19 protein-coding genes, 2 tRNA genes and 2 rRNA genes are annotated in these 25,740 nt (G+C 46.7%); 16 read left to right on the top strand and 7 right to left on the bottom strand.

Annotation, left to right across the window (positions count from 1 at the left end; all coding sequences use genetic code 11):
- Positions 1–942 (bottom strand): LysR substrate-binding domain-containing protein, encoded by a 942-nt coding sequence (locus AND4_RS15060; protein WP_043991743.1) that lies wholly within the window; start codon positions 940–942, stop codon positions 1–3.
- A gap of 107 nt (positions 943–1,049) precedes the next feature.
- On the opposite strand from AND4_RS15060, the gene AND4_RS15055 reads away from it, so the two are divergent.
- The 3 genes from AND4_RS15055 to uvrD all read left to right on the top strand — a co-directional run bounded on the left by AND4_RS15055 (position 1,050) and on the right by uvrD (position 5,237).
- The gene (locus AND4_RS15055; RefSeq protein ID WP_009843835.1) at positions 1,050–2,243 is read left to right on the top strand and encodes a multidrug effflux MFS transporter; all 1,194 of its coding nucleotides are present in this window, start codon (positions 1,050–1,052) and stop codon (positions 2,241–2,243) included.
- 91 nt (positions 2,244–2,334) lie between these two features.
- A complete protein-coding gene (locus tag AND4_RS15050) occupies positions 2,335–2,616 on the top strand; it encodes a hypothetical protein (protein ID WP_009843834.1) in 282 nt (93 codons plus the stop codon).
- 446 nt (positions 2,617–3,062) lie between these two features.
- Entirely contained in the window at positions 3,063–5,237 is a 2,175-nt protein-coding gene (uvrD, locus tag AND4_RS15045) for a DNA helicase II (protein ID WP_009843833.1), read from the top strand.
- A gap of 749 nt (positions 5,238–5,986) precedes the next feature.
- Here the strand turns inward: uvrD and ggt are convergent.
- The 4 genes from ggt to rarD form a co-directional block, all read right to left on the bottom strand.
- The gene (gene ggt, locus AND4_RS15040) at positions 5,987–7,753 is read right to left on the bottom strand and encodes a gamma-glutamyltransferase (protein ID WP_009843832.1); all 1,767 of its coding nucleotides are present in this window, start codon (positions 7,751–7,753) and stop codon (positions 5,987–5,989) included.
- A 110-nt stretch (positions 7,754–7,863) separates the two neighbouring features.
- Entirely contained in the window at positions 7,864–8,523 is a 660-nt protein-coding gene (locus tag AND4_RS15035) for a LysE family translocator (protein WP_009843831.1), read from the bottom strand.
- 91 nt (positions 8,524–8,614) lie between these two features.
- Positions 8,615–9,412: an AraC family transcriptional regulator gene (locus tag AND4_RS15030; protein ID WP_009843830.1), complete on the bottom strand. Its 798-nt coding sequence runs from the start codon at positions 9,410–9,412 to the stop codon at positions 8,615–8,617.
- Positions 9,413–9,481: 69 nt separating this feature from the next.
- The gene (gene rarD / locus AND4_RS15025; protein ID WP_009843829.1) at positions 9,482–10,396 is read right to left on the bottom strand and encodes an EamA family transporter RarD; all 915 of its coding nucleotides are present in this window, start codon (positions 10,394–10,396) and stop codon (positions 9,482–9,484) included.
- Between the two features lie 175 nt (positions 10,397–10,571).
- Between rarD and recQ the strand changes: the two genes are divergently transcribed.
- The 3 genes from recQ (at position 10,572) to AND4_RS15010 (ending at position 13,628) form a co-directional block, all read left to right on the top strand.
- Positions 10,572–12,407 carry an ATP-dependent DNA helicase RecQ gene (gene recQ / locus AND4_RS15020; protein WP_009843828.1) on the top strand — a complete coding sequence of 612 codons (1,836 nt, stop codon included), beginning with the start codon at positions 10,572–10,574 and terminating at the stop codon, positions 12,405–12,407.
- Between the two features lie 9 nt (positions 12,408–12,416).
- A complete protein-coding gene (locus AND4_RS15015) occupies positions 12,417–12,722 on the top strand; it encodes a DUF3630 family protein (RefSeq protein ID WP_009843827.1) in 306 nt (101 codons plus the stop codon).
- A gap of 231 nt (positions 12,723–12,953) precedes the next feature.
- Positions 12,954–13,628 carry a 7-cyano-7-deazaguanine/7-aminomethyl-7-deazaguanine transporter gene (locus AND4_RS15010; protein ID WP_009843826.1) on the top strand — a complete coding sequence of 225 codons (675 nt, stop codon included), beginning with the start codon at positions 12,954–12,956 and terminating at the stop codon, positions 13,626–13,628.
- 217 nt (positions 13,629–13,845) lie between these two features.
- Here the strand turns inward: AND4_RS15010 and gppA are convergent, their stop codons facing one another.
- Complete coding sequence (gene gppA / locus AND4_RS15005; protein ID WP_009843825.1) at positions 13,846–15,339, bottom strand: guanosine-5'-triphosphate,3'-diphosphate diphosphatase; 1,494 nt, start codon at positions 15,337–15,339, stop codon at positions 13,846–13,848.
- A 19-nt stretch (positions 15,340–15,358) separates the two neighbouring features.
- Positions 15,359–16,672 (bottom strand): ATP-dependent RNA helicase RhlB, encoded by a 1,314-nt coding sequence (rhlB, locus tag AND4_RS15000; RefSeq protein ID WP_009843824.1) that lies wholly within the window; start codon positions 16,670–16,672, stop codon positions 15,359–15,361.
- A gap of 111 nt (positions 16,673–16,783) precedes the next feature.
- On the opposite strand from rhlB, the gene trxA reads away from it, so the two are divergent.
- From trxA to AND4_RS14950, 10 genes are all read left to right on the top strand, one after another.
- Positions 16,784–17,110, top strand: a complete 327-nt coding sequence (gene trxA / locus AND4_RS14995) for a thioredoxin TrxA (RefSeq protein WP_009843823.1) — start codon at positions 16,784–16,786, stop codon at positions 17,108–17,110.
- A 196-nt stretch (positions 17,111–17,306) separates the two neighbouring features.
- A complete protein-coding gene (gene rho / locus AND4_RS14990) occupies positions 17,307–18,566 on the top strand; it encodes a transcription termination factor Rho (protein ID WP_009843822.1) in 1,260 nt (419 codons plus the stop codon).
- Positions 18,567–18,671: 105 nt separating this feature from the next.
- Positions 18,672–19,664, top strand: a complete 993-nt coding sequence (locus tag AND4_RS14985; RefSeq protein ID WP_009843821.1) for a hypothetical protein — start codon at positions 18,672–18,674, stop codon at positions 19,662–19,664.
- Positions 19,665–19,799: 135 nt separating this feature from the next.
- On the top strand, positions 19,800–21,653 hold the full coding sequence (gene ubiD, locus AND4_RS14980) for a 4-hydroxy-3-polyprenylbenzoate decarboxylase (RefSeq protein ID WP_009843820.1): 1,854 nt from the start codon (positions 19,800–19,802) through the stop codon (positions 21,651–21,653).
- Positions 21,650–21,919, top strand: coding sequence for a 2Fe-2S iron-sulfur cluster-binding protein (locus tag AND4_RS14975; RefSeq protein WP_009843819.1), 270 nt, complete (start codon positions 21,650–21,652; stop codon positions 21,917–21,919). Before ubiD ends, AND4_RS14975 begins: the two co-directional genes overlap by 4 nt.
- Before the next feature lie 14 nt (positions 21,920–21,933).
- Positions 21,934–22,647, top strand: a complete 714-nt coding sequence (gene fre, locus AND4_RS14970; protein ID WP_009843818.1) for an NAD(P)H-flavin reductase — start codon at positions 21,934–21,936, stop codon at positions 22,645–22,647.
- 536 nt (positions 22,648–23,183) lie between these two features.
- Positions 23,184–24,751, top strand: a 16S ribosomal RNA gene (locus AND4_RS14965).
- Positions 24,752–24,816: 65 nt separating this feature from the next.
- A tRNA-Ile gene (locus AND4_RS14960) sits at positions 24,817–24,893 on the top strand.
- Positions 24,894–24,936: 43 nt separating this feature from the next.
- A tRNA-Ala gene (locus AND4_RS14955) sits at positions 24,937–25,012 on the top strand.
- Positions 25,013–25,353: 341 nt separating this feature from the next.
- Positions 25,354–25,740, top strand: a 23S ribosomal RNA gene (locus AND4_RS14950); the annotation flags it as partial.

The raw sequence follows: 25,740 nt of genomic DNA, 5'->3' as shown, positions 1-25,740 counted from the left end.
TTATCTAAGATGATCGGTTTTTTGCGTGATCATGGTACGTAGCCAGGTTAATGCTGGGTCATTTTCTCTGTCTCGATGCCAGAATAAAGTGTAAGCCATTGGCGGGAACTCGAGTGGCAAGGGGACTAATGCCATGTCATGTTGCTTGGCTGCTAGCTTCACAAAGTGGCTTGGTGCGGTGAAGACGAAGTCAGTGTAGGAGCACAAACTGGCGGCGCTATTAAAGTCTGGTACCGTTACTGCAATATCTCGCTCACGGCCCATGTCGGCTAAACGATAGTCGAGCAACCAACGATCATTGCCATCGCAACGTACTTGCACATGACGCAGGGCTAGATAAGCTTCCAAATTCCAATTACCACGCAAAGCCGGGTGGTCTTTTCGAACGATGCACATTTGGTGGTCACGATAGATTTCCTGCTCACAAATGTCGTCGGGTGGAAGTAGTGTTAGCTTGGCATCGTTGATGTCGATGTCTCGCCCCGTCATGCCCAAATCGATTTCACCGCGCTGAATCATTTTAAATGTTTGTTCTGTCCACGAGTGCGTGCTGATGGTGACGCCCGGTGCCTGCTGGAATATTGCTGGCAAGAAGTGAGGCAGAATTAACGGGTAGACACTCTCTACTGCAGCAATTTGGAAACGGTACTCACTGCTCTGTGGTGAGAATTCTTCTGGTTGGGTCAGCATCTCAAGTTGGTTTATCAACAGATCCAGTTTCGGTTTGAGAAACAATGCGCGCGGTGTTGGTGTTAATCCATGTGAGTTGCGCGTGAAGAGGGGATCATCAAACTGATGACGTAATTTGGCTAAAGATTTGCTGACGGCAGACTGGCTCAAGCATAGCCGGTGGGCGGCTCGTGTGACATTCAATTCTTCTATCAGCACTTTGAAGCAGACCAGCAAATTGAGGTCGATACGTGCCAGTTTTTCTACGTTCACTGTGATTTTCCAAATTGGAATAATGGTCATGAGTATACATCATTTCCATTCATATCATCAGATGTTTAAGCTTTGCGCGGACGTTGTTATTCAATTTGGAGTATTTTGTGTCAAGCCGTATTACAAATCGCAAAAAACAGATGGTGCTGTTGACCATGTTAGTTCTGTTCAGTCCGCTTGCGATTGATATCTATCTACCTGCTTTGCCTCTTATTGCAGCCACTTTTCAGGTAGAAAAAGCACTGGCACAAGACACCATCACTTGGTTCTTATTTGCCATGGGTGTCGGTCAGCTATTCGCTGGTCCCTTGGCAGATAAACTCGGACGTCGAACTGTTGCATTGGGAGGCATCGTCATCTACATGTTGAGCGCTTTATTGGCGTGGAGTGCTCAAAATATCGAGTGGATGTTGGCGGCTCGCTTGCTACAAGGCTTAGGTGCATGTGCAACATCGGTAGCAGCCTTTGCAACAGTTCGCGATGTTTTTGGTCCGGAAAAAAGCGGCAAAATGATCAGCTACCTCAATGGTGCGATTTGTTTTATCCCTGCATTGGCACCAATTCTTGGTAGTTGGTTAACGCAAAATTTTGATTGGCGAGCGAACTTCAGCTTTATGGCTGGTTTTGCCGTGATTGCTGGTTCAATGATTTTCTTCGGCATGAAAGAAACCAACCCTGCAACTGAGAAGCAAGCTGTATTTAAGCTGAGCCGATATTGGTCTGTCCTCAGTACCCCGTCATTCATTTTTCACGCCTCATTGTGTTTGATGGCGATGGCGGTAATCCTAGCTTATGTGACCTCTGCTCCGGACGTTCTCATGACTAATATGGGCCTGTCGATGAACGAGTTTACCTTTTGGTTTGGTCTCAACGCGGCATTCAATATTGCGGCATGTATGCTTGCGCCCAAGTTCATGGATCGCTGGGGTACGCATAACTCGCTTGTCGTTGGTATTAGCCTGTTAGCAATTGCTGGTGTGATCATGATGGTAATGAAAGCGCACAATACGGCACTGTCTTTCATGTTGCCAATCTTTATTTCATCGGTTGGTTTTGCTTGGATTCTGGGTGCGGCGGCTGGTAAAGCGTTAGAACCTTTTGGTGACAGGGCGGGGACGGCTGCTGCATTACTTGGTTTATTTCAGATGAGCGGCTCTGGTTTGTTGGTGGGCACACTACAGCGTCTATCATTTGATCCACAAACTTTGATCGCGATTCATATGTGGACACTGTTTCCTGCGTTATTGATTCTGTTTAGTAAAGCAGGTAAACGGTGGCATATAAAATTGGCGAATGCATAAAACTCGGTAATTTTATATTTTCCAACGTAGCTAACGCGTGTATATTTGTCATTCAAATTTTTCTCGACACGATAATGGAACTCATAAAGTAATGTCGTTAACCACGTATGAAATGGCTCGTATCTTAGAGCAAATGGAAGAGTCACCAGAAAAGGTGATGTTTGGTAAGTTGCTAAACGAATTAGGCAACCAAAGCTCAGAGCGTATTCGTAGCGCGGCAAAACAAGTTCCTGTGCCAGTTTTACGTGATCTTGTGTATCAATTTCAGCAAATTATTGAGTCACGTAAAGGTGAGCAGGTTGAGCAGATGGCAAAAGATCTTGCACAGCAAGGTATCTCTGCTGAAGAGCTAATGGCTTATTTAAACAAATAATAAAAAGGTCCCCGTACCATCCGGGGATTTTTTTATTAGTGATTTTCTTTTTCAGGACATGGTTGAGAGACTGTATTCCTGGTCTCCTGTCATCACGACGGATTATTCCCTCCCCAAAATCTTTGATAATGACAATCTTTTTTCTAAACTAACTCTGTTCGCCCCACTGTAATTGGTATAAAACTTCGGGCATTTCGCTCAAACTCTGTAAGTGTTGGTTCGTGTTGCGTTGGTTATCAGTGCGTTCGTCATAGGTAAATTCACAATCTTGGTGAATACTTGATGGCGTAGCGCTTTAGTAAACTGGATTTGTAAAGGTAGGTTTTATATAAGCTGCTGATGTTTAGATTAAAAAAACAACAATTTTTTATGAACTTTTGTCTAATCTGAACCAGTTGTTTAGGTTATAATCTATTTTTATGTATAAATAACCAGTAGCTCACATCATGATGGATCCATCTTTATTACTCGACGGTTTGAACGAAAAACAACGTGAAGCCGTAGCAGCACCTTTAGAAAACTTGCTTGTCCTGGCTGGTGCAGGAAGTGGTAAGACGCGCGTTCTTGTTCACCGTATCGCTTGGTTGATGTCGGTAGAGCAAGCTTCTCCGTTCTCAATCATGTCGGTCACCTTTACCAATAAAGCGGCAGCAGAGATGCGTGGACGTATCGAAGAGTTAATGATGGGAAGCACTGGCGGCATGTGGAATGGTACCTTCCACGGTATTTGTCACCGTATTCTGCGCGCGCACTATCTTGATGCTAAGCTATTGGAAGATTTCCAAATCATTGATAGTGACGATCAACAACGCTTATTGAAGCGATTGATCAAAGCTCAAAACCTTGATGATAAACAATGGCCTGCACGCCAGGTGGCATGGTGGATTAACGCTAAGAAAGACGAAGGTTTGCGCCCGTCACATATCGATGCGTACCATGATCCTGTTACCAAAACTTACCTCCAGTTGTATACCGCTTATCAAGAAGCATGTGACCGCGCTGGCTTGGTCGATTTTGCGGAAATCTTGCTGCGCGCACATGAGCTACTGCGTGATAACAAGTTTGTTCGCGAGCATTACCAGGCACGCTTTAAGCATATTTTAGTGGATGAATTTCAAGATACCAACAACATTCAATATGCTTGGCTACGTATGATGGCGGGTCCTGAGTGTCACGTGATGATCGTAGGTGATGACGATCAGTCGATTTACGGCTGGCGTGGTGCAAAAGTTGAGAACATTGAGAAGTTTACGCTGGAATTCCCAAGCGTGAATACCATTCGTCTTGAGCAAAATTATCGTTCAACCAAGACCATTCTGGAAGCATCTAATGCTCTGATCGCAAATAACACTGAACGTATGGGTAAAGAGCTGTGGACGGATGGTGTGGTCGGTGAGCCTATCTCAATCTACAGTGCGTATAATGAGCTGGATGAAGCCCGTTTTGCGGTAAACAAAATCAAAGAATGGCAAGATAAGGGCGGTGCACTGAATGATGCTGCAATGCTTTACCGTAACAACGCCCAGTCGCGTGTTCTGGAGGAAGCATTAATCCAAGCAGGCTTACCTTACCGTATCTATGGTGGCATGCGATTCTTCGAACGACAGGAAATCAAAGATGCTCTGAGTTATATGCGTTTAATTGCTAACCGTAACGATGATGCGGCATTTGAGCGCGTGGTGAATACGCCAACGCGTGGTTTGGGAGATAAGACCCTAGAAACCATTCGTTTTGCGGCACGTGATCGCGGTTGTACTATGTGGGAAGCGAGCGTGGCGATGTTAGACGAGAAGGTTCTTGCTGGTCGCGCTGCTGGTGCTCTGAGTCGTTTTATTGAACTTGTCACTGCACTAGAGGACGACACCATGGAGATGCCGCTGCATCACCAAACAGACCATGTGATCAAATACTCGGGCCTGTTTAGCATGTATGAGCAAGAGAAAGGCGAAAAGTCTAAGGCGCGGATTGAAAACTTGGAGGAATTGGTGACGGCAACCCGCCAATTCGAGAAACCAGAAGAAGCTGACGACATGTCACTGCTGACGGCATTCCTAACCCACGCAGCGCTAGAAGCGGGTGAGGGGCAAGCGGATGAGTTCGAAGATGCGGTTCAGTTGATGACGCTGCACAGTGCGAAAGGTCTGGAGTTCCCCTTAGTGTTTATGGTTGGTGTCGAAGAAGGCATGTTCCCGAGCCAAATGTCGGCAGAAGAAGCAGGGCGATTAGAGGAAGAGCGTCGTCTGTGTTACGTGGGTATGACTCGTGCGATGCAAAAGCTCTACATTATTTACGCTGAAATGCGCCGTTTGTACGGTCAAGATAAGTATCATAAACCGTCGCGTTTTATTCGCGAACTACCAGAGACTTGTTTGGATGAAGTACGCATGAAGGCGCAAGTCAGCCGTCCAGCAAGCAGTGGCCGGTTTAGCCAAACGGCAGTAAAAGAGAGCTTTAATGAGACAGGTTTTACACTCGGTTCTCGTGTCATGCATCCGAAGTTTGGTGAAGGTACTATCATAAACTTCGAGGGCAGTGGCCCACAAAGCCGTGTACAGATCGCTTTTAACGGTGAGGGCATCAAATGGTTAGTAACCGCTTACGCTAAATTAGAGAGGCTGTAAGGCTTGATCAACACAAACCAAGTTAGGAGCTGCTTCGGCGGCTCTTTTTATTTTCGCGGTCTTGAGTCGATATAGCATTGAGAAATGGAGTGTGAGAAGCGCGATGAAAGTGCCAGTGGGAATACGTTAGACAAAGAAAAACCCCGAGGGCTTGCGCCCATCGGGGTTATAGTTTTACTCGCAGCAGTCCGGCTACTAATTGTGCTCCATGCATCAAATCCATGATAGTGTACTGAATCCTTCAGCTCGCTCCTTGCTTCGCCTTCCTAGCGGTGTCCTCGACCTTATCCTGGTCTGCTAACTATCCTAGTTAGCGCTCGTCACTTGCTCCCTGAGCGGTGTCCTTGACATCATCCTGATGTACAAATCCATGCCTCGTCCAGAGGTGTCCATTTCCCATCCTTAGTAGCAACCATCCTAGTCACTATTGATTCCGTTCAATGTCCTGTTTTGCAATCCATGCCGACTATTCATCCTGAATAACCGTTTCTTCGTCCTGAAGTTCACCAAATCCGTGGTGTATCCTGTTCCGTGTCAGTGTCCCTCCGACAGCTTTAATATTACGTGTTTGAGGATTTCCAACAATGGGTACATCTCACATTTTTTCACTCTAACGGTGTTTAAAAAAAACACATAGTTAATAAATTCAATGATATAAGCTGTCTTTCGGTGGTGTTTTACTTGTAAGAAAGAGAGCTTTTCCTATTCATTTGTAAGATATTTCTCACGCCAGGTTGGGAGGAATGTGCCTATTGTCCCACGGCGACTCCTTCGCGCCTTGGATCAGCAGCACCTTCGAGACCGCCTTGGCTTATACGTATCGCATGGAGTCCAGAGTTCAAATCACGAACATGGGTTTTGAAACCCATCTTGTCTAACTCAGGCTGTAAGCTTTCTACGGCGGTACCTTGCTCAATATCTAACGTGCCAAAACGGTTTAGTAATCGTGGTTGATTGATTGCGCTTTGGATGTCCATATCCCATTGGGTGTGGGCGATAATGGCTTGTGCGACGTAACCAATGATGCGGCTGCCGCCCGGTGAACCAATTGCCATGTAAGGTTTTTTATCCTTCAGCATAATGGTTGGAGCCATCGATGAACGTGGACGTTTTCCCGGTTCTAATCGGTTCGCGATTGGCACTCCATCTTGATGAGTGCGGAAGGAGAAATCAGTCAGCTCATTATTAAGCAAAAAGCCACGTACCATCAAACGTGAGCCAAATGCGTTTTCAATGGTTGTTGTCATTGAAACCACGTTACCTTGCTTATCGACGATGTTGAAATGGCTGGTGGAAGGCAGTTCGATCGATTGGTCCATGCTTAAGTTCATGGTATGCGACCATGGTGGGTTACCTGCTTCAACCTTACTCAGCGCTTTACCGACTTGGATGAGCGTAGCACGTTGTTTGAGATACTTTTTATCAAGCAAGCCTTTGGTTGGCATGGGGACATAATCTTGATCAGCCATGTACTTGCCGCGATCCGCAAATGCAAGGCGAGATGCATCAGCGATCACTTGCCACGATTTCGCACTGCCTGGCCCCCAACCTTTTAGATCGTATTGCTCAGTGATTGCGAGAATTTGCCCAACCGTAAGTGCACCGGAACTTGGTGGCCCCATGCCGCAAACGTCATAGTTATGATAAGGTGCGCAGACAGGTTCACGCTGTTTTATTTGGAAAGCATCAAAATCAGGTTGGGCCAATACGCCAGGGTTCCCCGGTGCACTCTGTACAGTCTTGATAATGTCGGTAGCAATATCGCCTTGGTAGAAAGCTTTGGCTCCTTGTTGTGCAATCTCAGTGAGGGTTTGTGCGTATTCAGGATTTTTTAACAGTGTGCCTTTGGCTTTTGCTGAACCATCGGGATTAAAGAAGTAAGCTTTCGTTGCTGGGAAGCGTGATAGGCGTTTGGCATCTTTTTCAATCAGGCTAGCGAGGCGTGGGCTGATTTCGAAACCTTGTTTTGCCAAGGCAATCACGGGTTGGATGATCTTTTTCCATTCCAATTTGCCGTATTTTTGATGTGTGTCCCACAGCAACCGAACTGTGCCAGGTGTCGCGACGGAACGTCCACCGACAACGGCATCGTAAAATTGTAACGGTTGTCCTTTGTCATCCAAAAAAAGCTTTGGTGTCGCGGCGAGTGGTGCCGTCTCACGCCCATCATACGTGGTCAGTTGCTGTTTCTTACTGTCCCAATATACCAAGAAGGCGCCACCACCAATGCCAGAAGATTGCGGCTCTACCAAACCAAGCATCAGCTGTACCACAACCATGGCATCAATAGCATTGCCGCCTTCTGCGAGGACATCTGCACCGGCTTGGGTGGCAAGTGGGTTTGCAGCGGTGACCATATAGTCTTGCGCTTTGACCAATTGCTTTTGCTCCAAGCCCGTACTTTGCTCTGGTGCCACCGTATCTGCCGCTTGGTTAGCAGAGGCTGTGGTAGGTGTAAGGAGTGGGGAAGTAAGAAGAAGACTCGCGGTCACGAGTCGGTTGAACGTCCAGTGCATGATGACTCTCCATGTTGCCAGTTTGGTGTTTCCAGCTTGGCAGCCATGAAGAGCCTAGTCGAGTCAGTAATGTCAAAAATGTCGATTGTTCTACTTTTTAAATCAGTATTTTATCCGATAAAAGTGCCGATGGTTTGATACAAAATACTGCCACCTACCAGAGTAAATACCACGCCACACAGACCATCAATGTAGATGCCTGCTTGCTGCAATTTACCTTGCAATCGCTGGGTCGATAGCATCCACGCGAGGCAAGAGAACCAAAGTAGCGATAAACCAAACAGAATCACCAAGGCAATACTTTTCCCAGTTACTGACATGCCAGCAGGGACTAAGCTCGACATCAAACTGATAAAGAATACCAAGGCTTTCGGGTTAAGAATGTTGGTCGCAAACCCTTTAACGAACGCCTGACGCTTGTTGCTGATCACTAAATTGTTTTGCTTCTTAGGTTGATCTGCCAGTGGGTTTTTGATCATTGAGATCACGGCGCGCAATGCGCCAATACCCAAATAGAACAGGTAACAGCCGCCAAGCACTTGTACTACGGAATACAGCACAGGGTGCTGCTGGACGATATAACTCACGCCTGTCAGGCTGAATATAGAGTGCAGCAAAATTCCGACGGAAAGACCCAGTGCGATGTACAAGCCAGTTTGGCGACCATAACGCGTTGCGTTTTGTACGACCAGTGCAAAGTCCGGACCTGGGCTCATCAGAGCAATAAAGTGAATGCTGGCCAGTGTCAGCAATATCGTGGATTCATTCATAATACATCTCAAATATAACCAATGTGGCTATTGTCGTGGTAAGTATCGTGCTGCGCTTGTAAAAAACTGACAGCAGTCTAGTTGGGTTAAATTAACTCGTCACTTGAGAAGGGGAAATACCATAGGTCTGCTTAAACGCTTTGCTAAAGTGTGCTTGATCATAGAAACCGATTTGATGAGCGACGTCGGTACCAGACTGACCAGATTGCAGTAACTTCATACCTTGCTCGAGGCGCAGACGTGTAAACCAGGCATAAGGGGTCATTCTGGTTTGTGCTTTAAAGTGGCGTTGGAATTGAGTGGGGCTCAGTTGGCACAGCTCTGATAACGAGTCTAAACGCACCGCTTGGTCGAGATTTGCCATCAGATAATCTTTTAACGTGCTGAGAGATTGATTGCCTAAAGGTACTACTTTTTGTCGCTCAAGCGATCCGTAACGATCAAAAAGCAGGTTAAATCCATCAAAAGGAAGGCAGTCTTTGGTTAGCTGACTGAGATTTTCACGACGAAGGAGTCCGTGTAAGTTACGAAGTTGTGAAAATACCTGCGGATCCGAGATGATCAGCTCGTTGAAGTGTATTATTTGACCGTTTTGCTTGAGATCGGCCAGATCGCTCAGCAAGTCAGGTTCGATCGCAAACACATTCACTTCGTAGCCGCTATCGGGTATAGATTGCCCATCGTGCAGTTCATCGGGCGGCATAAGCACGATTTGCCCGTGGCCAGCATAGTGGCTATTGCCTTGAGATTGGAACTTCTGTGCACCACGCGTGATCAGGCCAAGGTGAAAATCCAGATGGTAATGCCGTTGGAAAGCAAATGTCTGGTATTTCGCCGCTATTAGGCTCAAGTTATGATGATCGGTTGGGTAGTACTGAATATGTTCCATGAAAAAAAAGCTTGGTCACAATATGACCAAGCTTATCCATCCATTTCTGAAATGTCTTGTAAAAAACGATCAGGCCGCACTAGCCGCTTTGCGTGATTTGCGATTATTACGCAGACCATCAAAGCTAAATACCACCAGAGCACCCCATATAAAGGCGAAGGTGATCGCTTTGTCGCTGGTGAATGGTTCGCCGTAAATCAGCACTGCGAGTAAAAACATTAGGCTCGGACCTATATATTGAAAAAAGCCTAAGGTTGATAGCTTAAGTCGTGTGGCGGCACCCGTGAAGCAGAGTAAAGGTAGCGTTGTTATGACGCCAGCTGCGATCAGTAAGGTATTCAGTTGCCATGGATTTTCAACCATGTTCGAAGTTGGAGTATTCGCAATAAAAAACAGGAAGATGCTCGCAGCTGGTAGCATGACGAGCGTTTCAATGAATAAACCTGTTTGCGCTTCAACACTGACTTTCTTACGCAGCAAGCCGTAACAACCAAAGCTCATTGCGAGTGCTATTGCTACTACAGGCACGGAGCCAAATACGATCAGCTGCACTAACACGCCGCAAGTCGCCAGTACGACTGCGAACCATTGTAACTTTCGTAATCTCTCTCCCAGAAACACCATCCCGAGTATGACATTGATTAACGGATTGATGTAATAGCCGAGACTGGCATCGAGCATATGATTTGAGGTGACCGCCCAGATGAATATTAGCCAGTTCGCCCCGACCAAAATGGCGGTTGAGATCAAGTACACCATCTTGGTTTTGTTTTTAATGATGTCTCGCACCGAGCGCCATTGGCGGCCAAAGTGAAGGAGTGCGGCGAGCAAAAAGAAAGACCAAAACACTCGGTGGCTTAAGATCTCTAATGGTGAGACTTCAGCAATCGATTTGAAATAGATGGGTGCGATGCCCCACATGGTATACGCACCGACGGCGAGCAGAATACCTTGCCGTGCGCGTTGTTGTTCTTCTGGTGTCATGGGATGTCACCTAAATTGAGTATTTATAGAGCAGAATGTCAGTATACGAGTGGGGCGCTGAATCACCTAACAATTTGCGGTTTTATTCACCACGAAACCCCATTACAATGTGCACTCACTTTGCGCGTTAGCCGCATATAAGCACCTCTTTTTAAGACTCAACCTGAGATGATTCATGACCTCGACCTTGTTAGCCGAACAATCTGATTCGCCTGTAACGCCTCAACGTGTATTGAAGGATGTGTTTGGTTACCAAGCGTTCCGAGATGGTCAGCAGTTAGTGATTGATGCAGCAGTCGAGGGGCGTGATAGCCTAGTTATCTTGCCTACTGGTGGCGGCAAGTCGCTATGTTATCAAATTCCTGCTTTGGTTCGCTCTGGTATTACCATCGTTATTTCTCCGCTCATTTCGTTGATGAAAGACCAAGTGGATCAGCTAAAAGCCAATGGTGTGGCAGCTGAGTGTATTAACTCGACTATGCCACGTGAAACGCTGCTCAGTGTGTATAACCGTATGCATACTGGTCACCTCAAGTTGGTGTACGTGTCGCCAGAGCGTGTACTGATGCGCGATTTTATTGAGCGTTTGGAAAACTTGCCGTTGTCGATGATTGCGGTCGATGAAGCGCACTGCATTTCCCAATGGGGACACGACTTCCGTCCAGAATACGCTGCACTTGGTCAACTCAAGCGGCAGTTTTCACACGTGCCTTTTATGGCGTTGACTGCGACCGCGGATGACGCTACGCGCCGAGATATCCTTGAGCGGCTGCAACTGAATAATCCAGAAGTTTATCTGGGCAGTTTTGACCGCCCCAACATTCGCTACAACTTGGTAGAGAAACATAAGCCAGTGTCACAAGTCGTTCGTTATCTTGACACTCAAAAGGGTAACTGCGGCATCATCTATTGTGGTAGCCGAAAAAAAGTTGAAATGGTGACCGAGAAGCTGTGCAACAACCACATTCGTGCGGCGGGTTATCATGCAGGTATGGATGCGGACGAGCGTGCTTATGTTCAAGACGCTTTCCAGCGCGATGATATCCAAATTGTGGTGGCGACGGTCGCATTTGGTATGGGCATTAATAAACCAAATGTGCGCTTTGTGGTGCACTTCGATATTCCACGCAACATTGAATCCTATTATCAAGAAACTGGTCGGGCAGGGCGTGACGGTTTGCCTGCGGAAGCGATGATGTTGTATGACCCAGCAGACATCAGTTGGCTGCGTCGTATGCTGGATGAGAAAGACGATGGCCCACAGAAGCAGGTAGAAACCCATAAATTGAATGCGATGAGTGCCTTTGCTGAAGCACAAACGTGTCGTCGTCAGGTGCTGCTGAATTATTTTGGGGAGTATCGTGAAAAGCCATGTGGTAACTGCGATATTTGCCTAGATCCACCGAAACATTTTGATGCGACAGAAGAAGCGCGTAAAGCGTTATCTTGTGTTTACCGTGTCAACCAAAGCTTTGGTATGGGTTATGTGGTGGAAGTGCTTCGCGGTATGCAAAACATTCGTGTGCGTGAAAATGGGCACGATCAGATTTCTACTTACGCGATAGGACGTGACCACAGCCACGATTACTGGATCAGCATCTTTCGTCAGTTAATCCATAAAGGTTTGTTGTTCCAGAATATTACGCGTAACTCAACGCTGCAATTAACCGAAGAGGCACGTCCGCTGCTGCGTGGTGATGTGGTTATTGAGCTGGCGGTTCCACGTTTAGATACCGCAGCACGCGCAGCAAAATCGGATAAGCTGACCAGTAAGAACTACGACAAAAAACTGTTTGCCAAATTACGCAAACTACGTAAGTCGATTGCCGATGAAGATAGTTTACCACCCTACGTGGTCTTCAGTGATGCAACTTTGATTGACATGGCGGAGATTTTACCAACCTCTTACGGTGAAATGTTGGCTGTCAGTGGTGTTGGTCAACGCAAGCTAGAGAAGTATGCTGATCCATTCCTTGATTTGATTCAAGAACATATCACTCACCAAGGATAAGGAACCAAGATGCAAAAGGAATTTGGCTTAGCGGACTACATGGCAGAAGAAGGGCGCTTAATTATTACCGCGCCGAGCTTTGACCTTGATAGTTTTCCTGCTTTGGGTGAACGCTTAGTTGGACTGCTCTCTGCTAGCGTGGTTGAAAAGCAATGGGATGCGGACATTCACTCTTGGCTGATCGACTTTGAAGGCTGCCGACTGTTTATCAAAGCTGAGCATTACAGTGAAACGGTTTGGTTTGAAGCATTAGCGATTGAAGAAAGTCGAGAAGTGTTGGATTACCTCGCTGGATTGTTCCAAGCTGGCTTCTAAAATAGAACGTTCTCGAAAGGGTGTTTCACATGAAACACCCTTTTTTGCGTTCAAACGTTTGCCTGAAATAGGCGACTTGCAGCGAAAAGTGGTTAATGTATAATCGCCCACCGCTTTGCTCACAATGAGTCAGGCGAGTTAATTTTCATTTTACATTGTTGGTAAGAGCCACTTTACTCAGTGACTCGATTTGGGTTCCCTCACCCCCAAACCAAACTAAAAAGGTATCGCATGAGTAACTTTACCCCTGCGCAACAGCGCAACGCCCTTATCTATTTGGTGCTATTCCACCTAGTCATTATTGCATCCAGCAATTACCTAGTTCAGCTACCATTTACCCTCTTTGGTTTACATACCACTTGGGGCGCATTCACTTTCCCATTTATCTTTCTTGCGACAGACTTAACGGTGCGAATTTTTGGTGCCCAGATGGCGCGCAAGATCATCTTTTTGGTCATGTTGCCTGCACTGGCAGTCTCTTACTTGCTATCGGTAGTATTCTTTGAAGGTCAATTCCAAGGTTTTGGTCACCTGGGAGAATTTAACTTGTTCGTTGCTCGTATCGCGATTGCTAGCTTCATGGCGTACCTACTTGGTCAAATCATGGATGTGCATGTATTTAACCGCTTACGCCAAATGAAACAGTGGTGGGTCGCACCAACGTGCTCAACGCTTTTCGGTAATGCACTCGATACCATCGCTTTCTTCGCCATTGCGTTCTACCAAAGTCCAGATCCATTTATGGCGGAACATTGGACCGAAATCGCGCTGGTGGATTACGGCTTCAAACTGGTCATCAGTCTTGGTTTGTTTGTTCCTATGTACGGCGTACTACTGAATTATCTGACTAAGAAGCTGACTGCGGTGAACCCTGACTTCAAGGTGAGCACAAGCGTTCAGTCTTAATATCAGTGGGAACTCGAAAGCCGCTTGCTCAACCAAGCGGCTTTTTTGTGTCTGCTTATTATAGGGCTGGGATGCGACCGTTTTACAGCGCAGTGAGTAATGAGATCATGGGTGTCCCAAAGCACCATTAGCTGCACACCGTTGGGCTCGATACGGCTGACCAATAAAAAAGGCCCTAAACAGGACCTTTCTTCAAACAATCGTTGATCGACAGTGGTTAACTTGTGACGACGCTGAGCGGCCAGCCAATGTCTGTCTGACGGTTGGATTCAATTTCCAACTCAGCTGCCGTCAATGGGTTTGCTTCTAACCACTTTGCGTCAATATGGAGCGTCAGTTTGTCTCCTTCAGCAGTAAGAGTCACACTCGGCTCTAAATCCGGATTACGACGATGGCTCAGTAAAACCGCAAGACGCAACAGACGTAGAACGCGCTTGCCACTCGTTCCTGAAAGGGCATGTTGCTCAGGCAGTGACGTCAGTTGTTCGCGATAGCGGCGAGCAATTTCACCGATCAGGAATTTCTGTGCGCGAGTGAAACCCGGCAGTTCCAAATGCTGCAGTAGATAAGCACTATGCTCTCCGCCTTTTTTGAAATCGATCGTTAGACCAATTTCATGCAGCTTGGCCGTCGTTTCCAACAACACTTTACCTTGAGGCTCGGCAACCCAGCTTTCTCCGCCAACTTGCTCAAGCAGTTTTGCTGCCAGTATGGCGACTTGTTCGCCGTATTGGCAATCCAGTTGATAGCGGTTTTGCACGCTGCAAATAGTACGATCACGGATGTCGTTTTGACGAAGTTCATCAACCATTTCGTACACTAAGCCTTCACGCAGTGCGCCACCGGCCAATGTCATGGCATCGATTTCCAGTCGCTCAAAGATCGCAATCAAAATGGATAAACCACTCGGGAATACCAAAGCACGTTCTAGAGTCAGGCCTTCAATATCGAGCTCTTCCAAGTGATCAGTAAGCATCGCCTGTTTTTGTAGACGCTTAAGTTTGGAGTGAGTAATTACTTCGTCCATACCCTGCGCTAGCATTATCTCTTGCAGAGCTTGAACCGTGCCTGATGCTCCTACGCACACATCCCAACCTAAGTCGGTGTACTGCTCTAAAATGGGCATCAAGGTTTGCTTTGCGCCTTCAATTGCAGCATCGAAGTTACGTGCGTTCAATTGACGGTCTTTAAAGAAGTTTTCTAGCCAAGTCACACAGCCCATTTTCAGACTGGTCAGTGCTTTGGCTTCGAAGCCTTCACCGATAATCAGTTCGGTACTCGCACCGCCAATATCGACCACTAGGCGACGACCACTGCCACCTGAGGTGTGGGCAACACCTTTATAAATCGTGGCGGCTTCTTCTTCGCCGGTGATCACTTCGATTGGCTGGCCTAAAATTTGGTTCGCCTTCTCAAGGAAAACATCCACATTGGTCGCGGTTCGTAATGTTGCCGTACCCACAATACGAATATTCTGTTTGGGTATGTCCTGTAAGCGCTCTGCAAATAGACCTAAGCAGTCCCAACCTCGCTGCATCGCTTCCATGCTAAGAGAGTGATGTTCATCTAAGCCCGCAGCCAGACGAACTTTGCGCTTAATTTTAGCCATAGTTTGAACGCTGCCGTCGATGTGACGCACAACGAGCATGTGGAAGCTATTCGACCCGAGGTCGATGGCGGCGTATAGCGGTGATGATCCTGCTTGACTCATAAACGACTTCAGTTTCCTTTTACGATTGTTTTTGCGCAGATTGATGCGGCTGACGGGGACGGCGACCATGTGGCTTGCGGTTACCAGAGCGTGTGCCACCTGTATTAGTACGACGTTGTTGAGCACGAGGTGCACGCATACGAAGTGGTGCTGGTAGATCTTGAATCAGCGCCGAAGCATCGTAATCAGAAACCGGGATAGAGTGCTCAATGTACTCTTCGATTGGTGGCAAGTTAACTGCGTAATCTTCACAAGCAAAGCTGATCGAGTGACCGCTTTCTCCGGCACGCCCTGTGCGACCGATACGGTGAACGTAATCTTCACAGTCATCCGGTAGGTCAAAGTTGAATACGTGCGTAACTAAAGGAATATGCAGGCCACGTGCTGCTACATCAGTTGCGACTAGGAGGTCAACATCACCGCGAGTGAATTGCTCAAGAATTTTTTCACGCTTTTTCTGCGGAACATCACCAGTGAGTAGGCCAACACGGTGTCCATCTGCAGCTAGGTGACCCCAAATCGACTCACATTTGTGTTTGGTGTTCGCAAAAATGATCGCGCGATCTGGCCAATCTTCTTCAATCAGAGTTTGAAGCAGAGTCATTTTATCTTTATTCGAAGGATAGAAAAGCTCTTCTTGGATACGGTGCCCCGTTTTTTGCTCTGGCTCAACCACAACATGCTCAGGGTTATGCATGTGTTCGAAAGCCAGCTCCTGCACGCGGTAAGATAGCGTTGCGGAGAACAGCATGTTCAAACGTTCTTTTGGTTCCGGCATACGACGGAACAAGAAACGGATGTCTTTAATAAAGCCAAGATCGAACATACGGTCTGCTTCATCCAACACGACGGCTTGAATGTTATTTAGGTTAAATACACGCTGCTTATAGAAATCAATGATTCGGCCAGTAGTGCCGATAAGGATATCTACGCCATCTTGAAGCTTTGCAAGTTGCTTATCGTAGCTTTCGCCACCGTAAGCTAAAGCCGCTTTTAGACCAGTGCTTGCGATTAAAGGCTCCGCGTCATTAAAGATCTGGATGGCTAGCTCACGCGTTGGTGCCATGATAATTGCACGCGGTTGAGTTGGCTTGCGACCTTCATGTTCTGGAGTCGTAAGAAGGTGGTTGAAGGTAGCAGTAAGAAACGCGAGAGTTTTACCAGTGCCCGTTTGGGCCTGGCCTGCAATGTCTTGGCCGGTGAGCAGTACCGGCAACGCCAAGGCTTGGATCGGGGTACAGTATTCGAACCCTTTTTTGTCCAATCCTTCAATGACTTGGGGTTTTAAATCCAAATCGGCGAACTTTTGCTCTGTGATATGTGTCTTTTTCATGGTGATAGAATATCAGCTAAAGCTTGCAATAAGAAAGTAAATACATTCCAATAGGGCATCTATTTACTGGTTATCATCCAACCAGTTTCGAAAAACACATTGGAGTGGAAGATGAGTGATAAGATTTTGCAGCTTACTGATGACGGTTTTGACAACGATGTAATCAATGCTGCAGGCCCAGTGCTAGTTGATTTTTGGGCAGAATGGTGTGGTCCTTGTAAAATGATCGCTCCTATCTTGGACGAAATCGCTGACGAGTACGAAGGCAAGCTCACTATCGGTAAACTAAACATTGACCATAACCCAGGTACACCACCTAAGTTTGGTATTCGCGGCATTCCAACGCTACTGTTATTTAAAGACGGTAGTGTAGCGGCAACGAAAGTTGGTGCTCTATCTAAGACTCAGCTAAAAGAGTTCTTGGACGCAAATATTTAATCACCAAGTGATTACATGCAAAACCGTGCAATGTGACACTGCGCGGTTTTGTTTTTCTAACTCTGGACTAGAATATTAATTAGTGCTAACTTATTGCACGTTAATTGAACAAATTTCTCTTCTTGGTCGATCCTGAGACCAAATCCATCCTAACTAGAAAACAGATCTTATTTTGACTAAACAAGCATCCACCACCATGAATCTTACTGAACTGAAGAACAGACCCGTGTCTGACCTTGTAAAGCTTGGCGAAAGCTTGGGTCTTGAGAACCTAGCTCGTCTAAGAAAACAAGACATTATCTTCGCCATTCTTAAAGCGCACGCGAAAGGCGGCGAAGACATCTTTGGCGATGGGGTTCTGGAGATTCTGCAAGACGGCTTTGGTTTCCTACGAAGTGCAGACAGCTCATACCTCGCAGGTCCCGACGATATCTATGTTTCACCAAGTCAGATACGTCGTTTTAACCTACGTACTGGTGACTCAATAGCCGGTAAAATCCGCCCGCCAAAAGACGGTGAGCGCTATTTTGCTCTGCTGAAAGTCAACACTGTCAATGACGATAAACCAGACAACGCCCGTAACAAAATTCTATTCGAGAACCTAACGCCTTTACACGCGAATGAGCGCATGGTTATGGAGCGCGGCAATGGCTCCACAGAAGACATTACAGCACGTGTTTTAGACTTGGCATCGCCAATTGGTAAAGGTCAACGTGGTCTGATTGTTGCTCCACCTAAAGCGGGTAAAACGATGCTGCTGCAAAACATTGCTCAAAGCATCGCACATAACCACCCTGATTGTGAGTTGATGGTGCTTCTGATCGATGAACGTCCCGAAGAAGTAACTGAGATGCAGCGTCTCGTTAAGGGTGAGGTAGTGGCGTCAACGTTTGATGAACCAGCATCTCGCCACGTACAAGTTGCGGAAATGGTTATCGAGAAAGCAAAACGTCTTGTGGAACACAAAAAAGACGTGGTTATCCTTCTTGATTCCATCACTCGTCTAGCTCGCGCTTACAACACCGTCGTGCCTTCATCAGGTAAAGTACTGACGGGTGGTGTGGATGCAAACGCACTTCACCGTCCTAAGCGTTTCTTTGGTGCAGCTCGTAACGTAGAAGAAGGCGGCAGTCTAACGATTCTTGCTACGGCACTGGTTGATACTGGCTCTAAGATGGACGAAGTGATTTACGAAGAGTTCAAGGGTACCGGTAACATGGAAATCCACTTGAACCGTAAAATTGCAGAGAAACGAGTATTCCCTGCGATTGACTTCAACCGCAGCGGTACTCGTCGCGAAGAGCTTCTAACTAAGAATGAAGAACTGCAGAAGATGTGGATCCTACGTAAGATTGTTCACCCAATGGGTGAATCTGATGCGATGGAATTCCTAATTGATAAACTCGCGATGACGAAGACCAATAATGAGTTCTTCGATGCGATGCGTCGTCAATAGTCTTACCAAGCAATTCTGTGAAGGGCCACCGTATATCGGTGGCTTTTTTATTGCTTTCTCCCTGTATAAGCAGCAGAATGAAGAAAATGTTACAGGGAGGTTAAAATGCAACAAGGAGTGTTGTCGTTATTACTCCTGAGCTTGTCACTTATTACACTACCCGCTTCGTTAGCTGCCAAGGAAATGCAGGAAACTGTGGTAGAACAGTGGCTTCAGGACTCTCAAATACAAGCCAAAGTATCTGAATTGCTTGATTACGCAGCCAGAGACGAAATTAACTCGCTCAAATTTGCCCTCGATCGTCTTGCCTTTCCTCAACAAGAAGTTGCACGCTTTCTTTTGCTCGAAAAACTAGAGCAACAAGAGATCATACTGACACCAAGAATGTCGTTCTTTGTCGAATCTCAAACCAAGATCATCCCAACTTACCAAGTGCTTGAACAGGGAGATGGCTATGAATTCAGCGTGACTGCATTTAATTTTCCTGCCATTGCCAGTCGTCTTATCAAGCGCTGGAATCAGGACCAGAGGACGTTAGAGTTTATCCTTCAAGCTGAGCGGCAAGAGCTCAACCTCAAAGATTGGTTGACTGGTACGTCACACCAAGTGCGAACAAGAGAAGCATTGTTGATCCGTGAGCTCGATGGTTTGTCGCCAGATGCACTTGAGGCGCTTACCAAACAATTAACTCATGCTAATGTCACCAGTTGGCTGCCATCAACATCCGTGATTGTGCGTTTGGCACAAGTGAGCCAAAATCAGATAATGTATGACCTGTTGTGGCGAATGCGTGCGGATTATAAAAGTCAAACCGAGCTGGCGAGATTGGCAGAGGTTGGCGATACGTTTTCGCTACAGCAATTGATGAATTCCACCGTAAATCCTACTTTAAAACCTTATGCCATTGAGTTGCTGACTAGATCCAATCCACTCTCTCATGACGTAAAACAGTTCTTGGTGGCCAAGATGGCGATGTCAGAAGAAGCCACTTTTGTTGCTCGAGAGCTTGCGAAGCAGGGACACCATACGTGGTTAGAAGAGTTGGTCTCAAATAATCGCCAAGTAAAAGCCCATCAGATTGCAGAATTCTTAGAATAAGTATGATGACAGCCATCGTTCTGAAAATAACAACTCTGATTCCACAGCATTTATATACCCATACAAAATAGAAGGATCTTAGCGCTCTTCTATTTGATATACTGTCGACAGTTTAATCAGCCAGCATGAAGGCCTATGAGTTTTAAGGATTTACGCGAATTTATTGACCACCTAGAACAGAAAGGTCGACTTAAACGCATTACTCACCCCGTCGAACCCACTTACGAGATGACAGAAATTAGTGACCGTACTCTGCGTGCCGGCGGTCCTGCGCTGTTGTTTGAGAATCCAATTGGCTACGACATACCCGTTCTGACGAACTTATTTGGTACGCCAGAGCGCGTCGCGATTGGTATGGGACGCGAAGACGTTAAAGAATTAAGAGAAGTCGGTAAGCTGCTGGCTTATTTAAAAGAGCCTGAGCCACCAAAAGGCTTCAAAGATGCGTTGGAAAAACTGCCAGTGTTCAAACAAGTACTGAACATGCCAGCTAAGCGTTTAAGAAAAGCATCTTGCCAGGAGATCGTGTGGCAAGGAGATCAAGTCGATTTAGATAAAATCCCAGTAATGAGCTGCTGGGCAGAAGACGTCGCACCACTGCTTACGTGGGGTTTAACTGTGACCAAAGGTCCAAATAAGAAACGTCAAAACCTAGGCATTTACCGCCAACAGAAAATTGCCAAGAACAAAATCATCATGCGTTGGTTAGCCCATCGTGGTGGTGCGCTTGATCTGCGTGATTGGATGGAGACCTATCCCGGTAAGCCTTTCCCTGTGTCAGTTGCATTCGGTGCAGACCCTGCAACCATCCTTGGTGCAGTAACACCTGTGCCTGATACGCTGTCAGAATACGCGTTTGCAGGCTTATTACGTGGAAGTAAAACAGAAGTTGTGAAGTCAGTCAGCAATGATTTGGAAGTGCCGGCGAGCGCTGAAATCGTCATGGAAGGCTACATAGACCCCAATGAGTTCGCGGATGAAGGTCCGTACGGCGATCACACAGGCTACTACAACGAAAAAGAAAAGCACCACGTATTCACCATCACGCACATTACCATGCGTAAAGACCCTATTTATCACAGTACCTATACAGGTCGTCCACCAGATGAACCAGCCGTACTGGGAGTGGCATTAAACGAAGTGTTTGTGCCGATCCTGCAAAAGCAGTTCCCAGAGATTGAGGACTTCTACCTACCGCCGGAAGGTTGTTCATACCGAATGGCTGTGGTCACTATGAAGAAGCAATATCCAGGGCATGCCAAGCGCGTAATGATGGGTGTGTGGTCTTTTTTACGTCAATTTATGTATACCAAGTTTGTTATTGTGTGTGATGAATCGGTAAACGCGCGAGATTGGAATGATGTTGTTAAAGCTATGACAGAGCATATGGATCCTGTACGTGATGCCTTAATGATAGATAATACGCCGATCGATTCACTCGACTTTGCATCACCTGTGGTTGGCCTTGGCTCTAAGATGGGCTTAGATGCGACCATTAAATGGGACGCTGAGCTAGCGGCGCGAATCCAGGCCTTAGGTCGTGACGATAAAGCGATTACGGAAGCCGATTTGGAGGCGTTAAAACAACAGCGTCCAGACATTGTCGATATTTATTTACCACCAACGGCAAACGATCAATTTGCTGTTGTGACAATGAGAAAGAATCAAGCTGGGCAATCACAAGCCTTGATGAAATACCTGTGGGACTTCTTTGCTCAATACACGGATAATAAATTTATTGTCTTGTGTGATGATGACGTTAATGCACGAGATTGGAATGACATCATTTGGGCGGTAACAACTCGGATGGATCCGGATCGAGACACCATTCAAATCCATGGTAAAGCAGAAAGTTCTTCCAAATTAGGATTGGATGCGACCAACAAGTTCGAACCTGAAGTGACGCGCGAGTGGGGCACGCCTATCAAAAAAGATCCGAAGCTTGTGGCTAAAGTCGATGAGATCTGGGACCGATTAGGTATCCTATGAGTTATCGCGTCCGCCTTTTGCCCATGGATATTATGTTCCAAGTAAAAGAAGGAGAAACGGTGTTGGAAGCCGCGCTCAACAACAATATTCGCTTCCCACATCGTTGCCAAGTTGGCGCTTGTGCCATGTGCATGTGTAAAAAGATAACGGGCGAGGTAAGTTACCACCTTGAGCCGATGCTAACCGAAAAAGAGCAGCAGCAAGGTTGGATATTTCCTTGCCAAGCTTATACAGAAAGTAATTTAGTGCTTACTTTTGACGAGTAAGTGAGAGGAACACCATGACCATCCAATGTAAAGTAAAGTCTATTCAGCCGTTAGCTTGTAATACTTACCAAATTCTTCTTCATCCAGAATCATCTGTCCCTTTCAAAGCGGGTCAGTATCTAATGGTTGTAATGGGTGAAAAAGACAAACGTCCTTTCTCTATAGCAAGCAGTCCTTGTCGTCATGCAGGGGAACTTGAACTGCACATTGGTGCGGCGGAACATAACGCCTATGCGTTAGAAGTCGTTGAAGCGATGCAAGCGGCACTAGAAACAGATGGTTATATCGAGATTGATGCACCACATGGCGATGCTTGGGTTCAAGAAGAAAGCGATCGTCCACTATTATTGATTGCTGGTGGTACTGGTTTCAGCTATGTGCGCTCTATTCTGGATCACTGTGTTGCACAGAACAAAACCAACCCTATCTATTTATACTGGGGCGCGCGCGACAACTGCCAACTTTACGCCAAAGATGAGTTGGTCGAAATCGCTGAAAAGTGTGCCAACGTTCACTTTATCCCTGTTGTGGAAGATGCTCCTGCGGACTGGCAAGGTAAAGTGGGTAACGTGCTGCAAGCGGTGGGTGAAGACTTCGAAAGCTTAGAAAATTACGATATCTACATCGCAGGTCGCTTTGAAATGGCTGGAGCAGCGCGTGAGCAGTTCACTCAGCACAAAAAAGCTAAGAGTGAGCGTATGTTTGCAGACGCGTACGCATTCATTTAAATAAGGCTTCTGAGGTGAAAAAAGAGGGTTTATTACTCTCTTTTTTGCTTTTTTGATGAAATAGTCATCGAACAGTCAGTTTTTTCTGTTTTTTTAAAAAAAAGGGTTGCGGACGGAACTGAGTTCCCTATAATGCGCATCCACCGAGACGGCAGTAGCGATAAGGCTTCAGCAGTATCGGAGAGGTAGATAGTTTCTAAGAAATAAATTGGAAAAAGTGTTTGACACTTTCAGTTATCTCGTTAGAATTCACCTCCGCTTTGAGAGAATTTATCTCGCTAAGCAAGCTCTTTAACAATATAAACCTATCAATCTGTGTGGGCACTCGTTGATGATAATCCAATTAGAAGCTTAGGCTTCAAATTCGATTTCAATGAACTGAGTGACCAAACGAGTCGAAAGGCTTGGCACAGTCAATTCATTATCATTCTGTTCTTATTTATTTAAGAAGAGAGGGGTAATAGCTTTAAAATTACTTCTTACTTTCGAGTAAGGATGAGTTTTGAAGTCAGTATTCATTGAGTCACAAAAACTTTAAATTGAAGAGTTTGATCATGGCTCAGATTGAACGCTGGCGGCAGGCCTAACACATGCAAGTCGAGCGGAAACGAGTTATCTGAACCTTCGGGGAACGATAACGGCGTCGAGCGGCGGACGGGTGAGTAATGCCTAGGAAATTGCCCTGGTGTGGGGGATAACCATTGGAAACGATGGCTAATACCGCATAATGTCGTTTTCTATAAACGAAGGGGACCAAAGAGGGGGACCGCAAGGCCTCTCGCGTCAGGATATGCCTAGGTGGGATTAGCTAGTTGGTGAGGTAAAGGCTCACCAAGGCGACGATCCCTAGCTGGTCTGAGAGGATGATCAGCCACACTGGAACTGAGACACGGTCCAGACTCCTACGGGAGGCAGCAGTGGGGAATATTGCACAATGGGCGCAAGCCTGATGCAGCCATGCCGCGTGTGTGAAGAAGGCCTTCGGGTTGTAAAGCACTTTCAGTCGTGAGGAAGGCGGTACAGTTAATAGCTGTATTGTTTGACGTTAGCGACAGAAGAAGCACCGGCTAACTCCGTGCCAGCAGCCGCGGTAATACGGAGGGTGCGAGCGTTAATCGGAATTACTGGGCGTAAAGCGCATGCAGGTGGTTTGTTAAGTCAGATGTGAAAGCCCGGGGCTCAACCTCGGAATAGCATTTGAAACTGGCAGACTAGAGTACTGTAGAGGGGGGTAGAATTTCAGGTGTAGCGGTGAAATGCGTAGAGATCTGAAGGAATACCGGTGGCGAAGGCGGCCCCCTGGACAGATACTGACACTCAGATGCGAAAGCGTGGGGAGCAAACAGGATTAGATACCCTGGTAGTCCACGCCGTAAACGATGTCTACTTGGAGGTTGTGGCCTTGAGCCGTGGCTTTCGGAGCTAACGCGTTAAGTAGACCGCCTGGGGAGTACGGTCGCAAGATTAAAACTCAAATGAATTGACGGGGGCCCGCACAAGCGGTGGAGCATGTGGTTTAATTCGATGCAACGCGAAGAACCTTACCTACTCTTGACATCCAGAGAAGCCAGCGGAGACGCAGGTGTGCCTTCGGGAGCTCTGAGACAGGTGCTGCATGGCTGTCGTCAGCTCGTGTTGTGAAATGTTGGGTTAAGTCCCGCAACGAGCGCAACCCTTATCCTTGTTTGCCAGCGAGTAATGTCGGGAACTCCAGGGAGACTGCCGGTGATAAACCGGAGGAAGGTGGGGACGACGTCAAGTCATCATGGCCCTTACGAGTAGGGCTACACACGTGCTACAATGGCGCATACAGAGGGCAGCCAACTTGCGAAAGTGAGCGAATCCCAAAAAGTGCGTCGTAGTCCGGATTGGAGTCTGCAACTCGACTCCATGAAGTCGGAATCGCTAGTAATCGTGGATCAGAATGCCACGGTGAATACGTTCCCGGGCCTTGTACACACCGCCCGTCACACCATGGGAGTGGGCTGCAAAAGAAGTAGGTAGTTTAACCTTCGGGAGGACGCTTACCACTTTGTGGTTCATGACTGGGGTGAAGTCGTAACAAGGTAGCGCTAGGGGAACCTGGCGCTGGATCACCTCCTTATACGATGATTACTCACGATGAGTGTCCACACAGATTGATATGGTTTATAAAAAAGAGACGATACTGGGTCTGTAGCTCAGGTGGTTAGAGCGTTCGCCTGATAAGCGAGAGGTCGGTGGTTCGAGTCCACTCAGACCCACCAATTCCCTTCCCAAGGAGTTGGCAAACAGTATCGACACCTTGATGGGGCTATAGCTCAGCTGGGAGAGCGCCTGCCTTGCACGCAGGAGGTCAGCAGTTCGATCCTGCTTAGCTCCACCATCTTTAAGCGCACTTACTTTGCAATAGAAAGCAGAGTGCTTTTAAAAATGGTTTCGAAAGAAATCTAGCTCTTTAACAATTTGGAAAGCTGACAAATCAAATTTATTCCTAGTGAATAAGATTTGATTGTAAAGTTCTCAAAGTATTCTTAATTGAATACTCCAACTGTTTGTTTTCATTTTTTAAAAATGAAAGTAAACGAACACATTCAAGTGTTCTTGGGTTTTGCGAAAGCAAAACATATTTGAGTCCGGCAAAATCGAATGCTATCTCGCTCATTCAAATAATGAGATAGCGACTTTGGTTGTTTAACGTCAATTCGAAACTTCTTCGGGTTGTATGGTTAAGTGACTAAGCGTACACGGTGGATGCCTTGGCAGTCAGAGGCGATGAAGGACGTATTAACTTGCGATAAGCCCAGATTAGGTAGTAAAAACCGCTTGAGTCTGGGATTTCCGAATGGGGAAACCCACGTGCATAAGCACGTATCGTTATGTGAATACATAGCATAACGAGGCGAACCGGGGGAACTGAAACATCTAAGTACCCCGAGGAAAAGAAATCAACCGAGATTCCGAAAGTAGCGGCGAGCGAAATTGGACTAGCCCTTAAGCTATTTATGCGTCAGTGAAACTTCTGGAAAGTTGTGCGATACAGGTGATAGCCCCGTAACCGGCAACGCATTTATAGTGAAATCGAGTACGCGGGACACGTGATATCCTGTCTGA

Origin of the sequence: Vibrio sp. AND4 (assembly GCF_000171815.1) — a bacterium.
In the GTDB taxonomy this organism is placed as follows: Bacteria; Pseudomonadota; Gammaproteobacteria; order Enterobacterales; family Vibrionaceae; genus Vibrio.
Note: the sequence above shows the minus strand (reverse complement) of the source record. Positions and strands in the feature narration are given on the sequence as shown.

What these genes read in the sequence shown, in the direction of transcription:
- AND4_RS15050 (WP_009843834.1), top strand. Translation starts at nt 2,335, where the DNA reads ATGTCGTTAACCACGTATGAAATGGCTCGTATCTTAGAGCAAATGGAA.
- uvrD (WP_009843833.1), top strand. Translation starts at nt 3,063, where the DNA reads ATGATGGATCCATCTTTATTACTCGACGGTTTGAACGAAAAACAACGT.
- ggt (WP_009843832.1), bottom strand. Translation starts at nt 7,753, where the DNA reads ATGCACTGGACGTTCAACCGACTCGTGACCGCGAGTCTTCTTCTTACT.
- AND4_RS15035 (WP_009843831.1), bottom strand. Translation starts at nt 8,523, where the DNA reads ATGAATGAATCCACGATATTGCTGACACTGGCCAGCATTCACTTTATT.
- AND4_RS15030 (WP_009843830.1), bottom strand. Translation starts at nt 9,412, where the DNA reads ATGGAACATATTCAGTACTACCCAACCGATCATCATAACTTGAGCCTA.
- rarD (WP_009843829.1), bottom strand. Translation starts at nt 10,396, where the DNA reads ATGACACCAGAAGAACAACAACGCGCACGGCAAGGTATTCTGCTCGCC.
- recQ (WP_009843828.1), top strand. Translation starts at nt 10,572, where the DNA reads ATGACCTCGACCTTGTTAGCCGAACAATCTGATTCGCCTGTAACGCCT.
- AND4_RS15015 (WP_009843827.1), top strand. Translation starts at nt 12,417, where the DNA reads ATGCAAAAGGAATTTGGCTTAGCGGACTACATGGCAGAAGAAGGGCGC.
- AND4_RS15010 (WP_009843826.1), top strand. Translation starts at nt 12,954, where the DNA reads ATGAGTAACTTTACCCCTGCGCAACAGCGCAACGCCCTTATCTATTTG.
- gppA (WP_009843825.1), bottom strand. Translation starts at nt 15,339, where the DNA reads ATGAGTCAAGCAGGATCATCACCGCTATACGCCGCCATCGACCTCGGG.
- rhlB (WP_009843824.1), bottom strand. Translation starts at nt 16,672, where the DNA reads ATGAAAAAGACACATATCACAGAGCAAAAGTTCGCCGATTTGGATTTA.
- trxA (WP_009843823.1), top strand. Translation starts at nt 16,784, where the DNA reads ATGAGTGATAAGATTTTGCAGCTTACTGATGACGGTTTTGACAACGAT.
- rho (WP_009843822.1), top strand. Translation starts at nt 17,307, where the DNA reads ATGAATCTTACTGAACTGAAGAACAGACCCGTGTCTGACCTTGTAAAG.
- AND4_RS14985 (WP_009843821.1), top strand. Translation starts at nt 18,672, where the DNA reads ATGCAACAAGGAGTGTTGTCGTTATTACTCCTGAGCTTGTCACTTATT.
- ubiD (WP_009843820.1), top strand. Translation starts at nt 19,800, where the DNA reads ATGAGTTTTAAGGATTTACGCGAATTTATTGACCACCTAGAACAGAAA.
- AND4_RS14975 (WP_009843819.1), top strand. Translation starts at nt 21,650, where the DNA reads ATGAGTTATCGCGTCCGCCTTTTGCCCATGGATATTATGTTCCAAGTA.
- fre (WP_009843818.1), top strand. Translation starts at nt 21,934, where the DNA reads ATGACCATCCAATGTAAAGTAAAGTCTATTCAGCCGTTAGCTTGTAAT.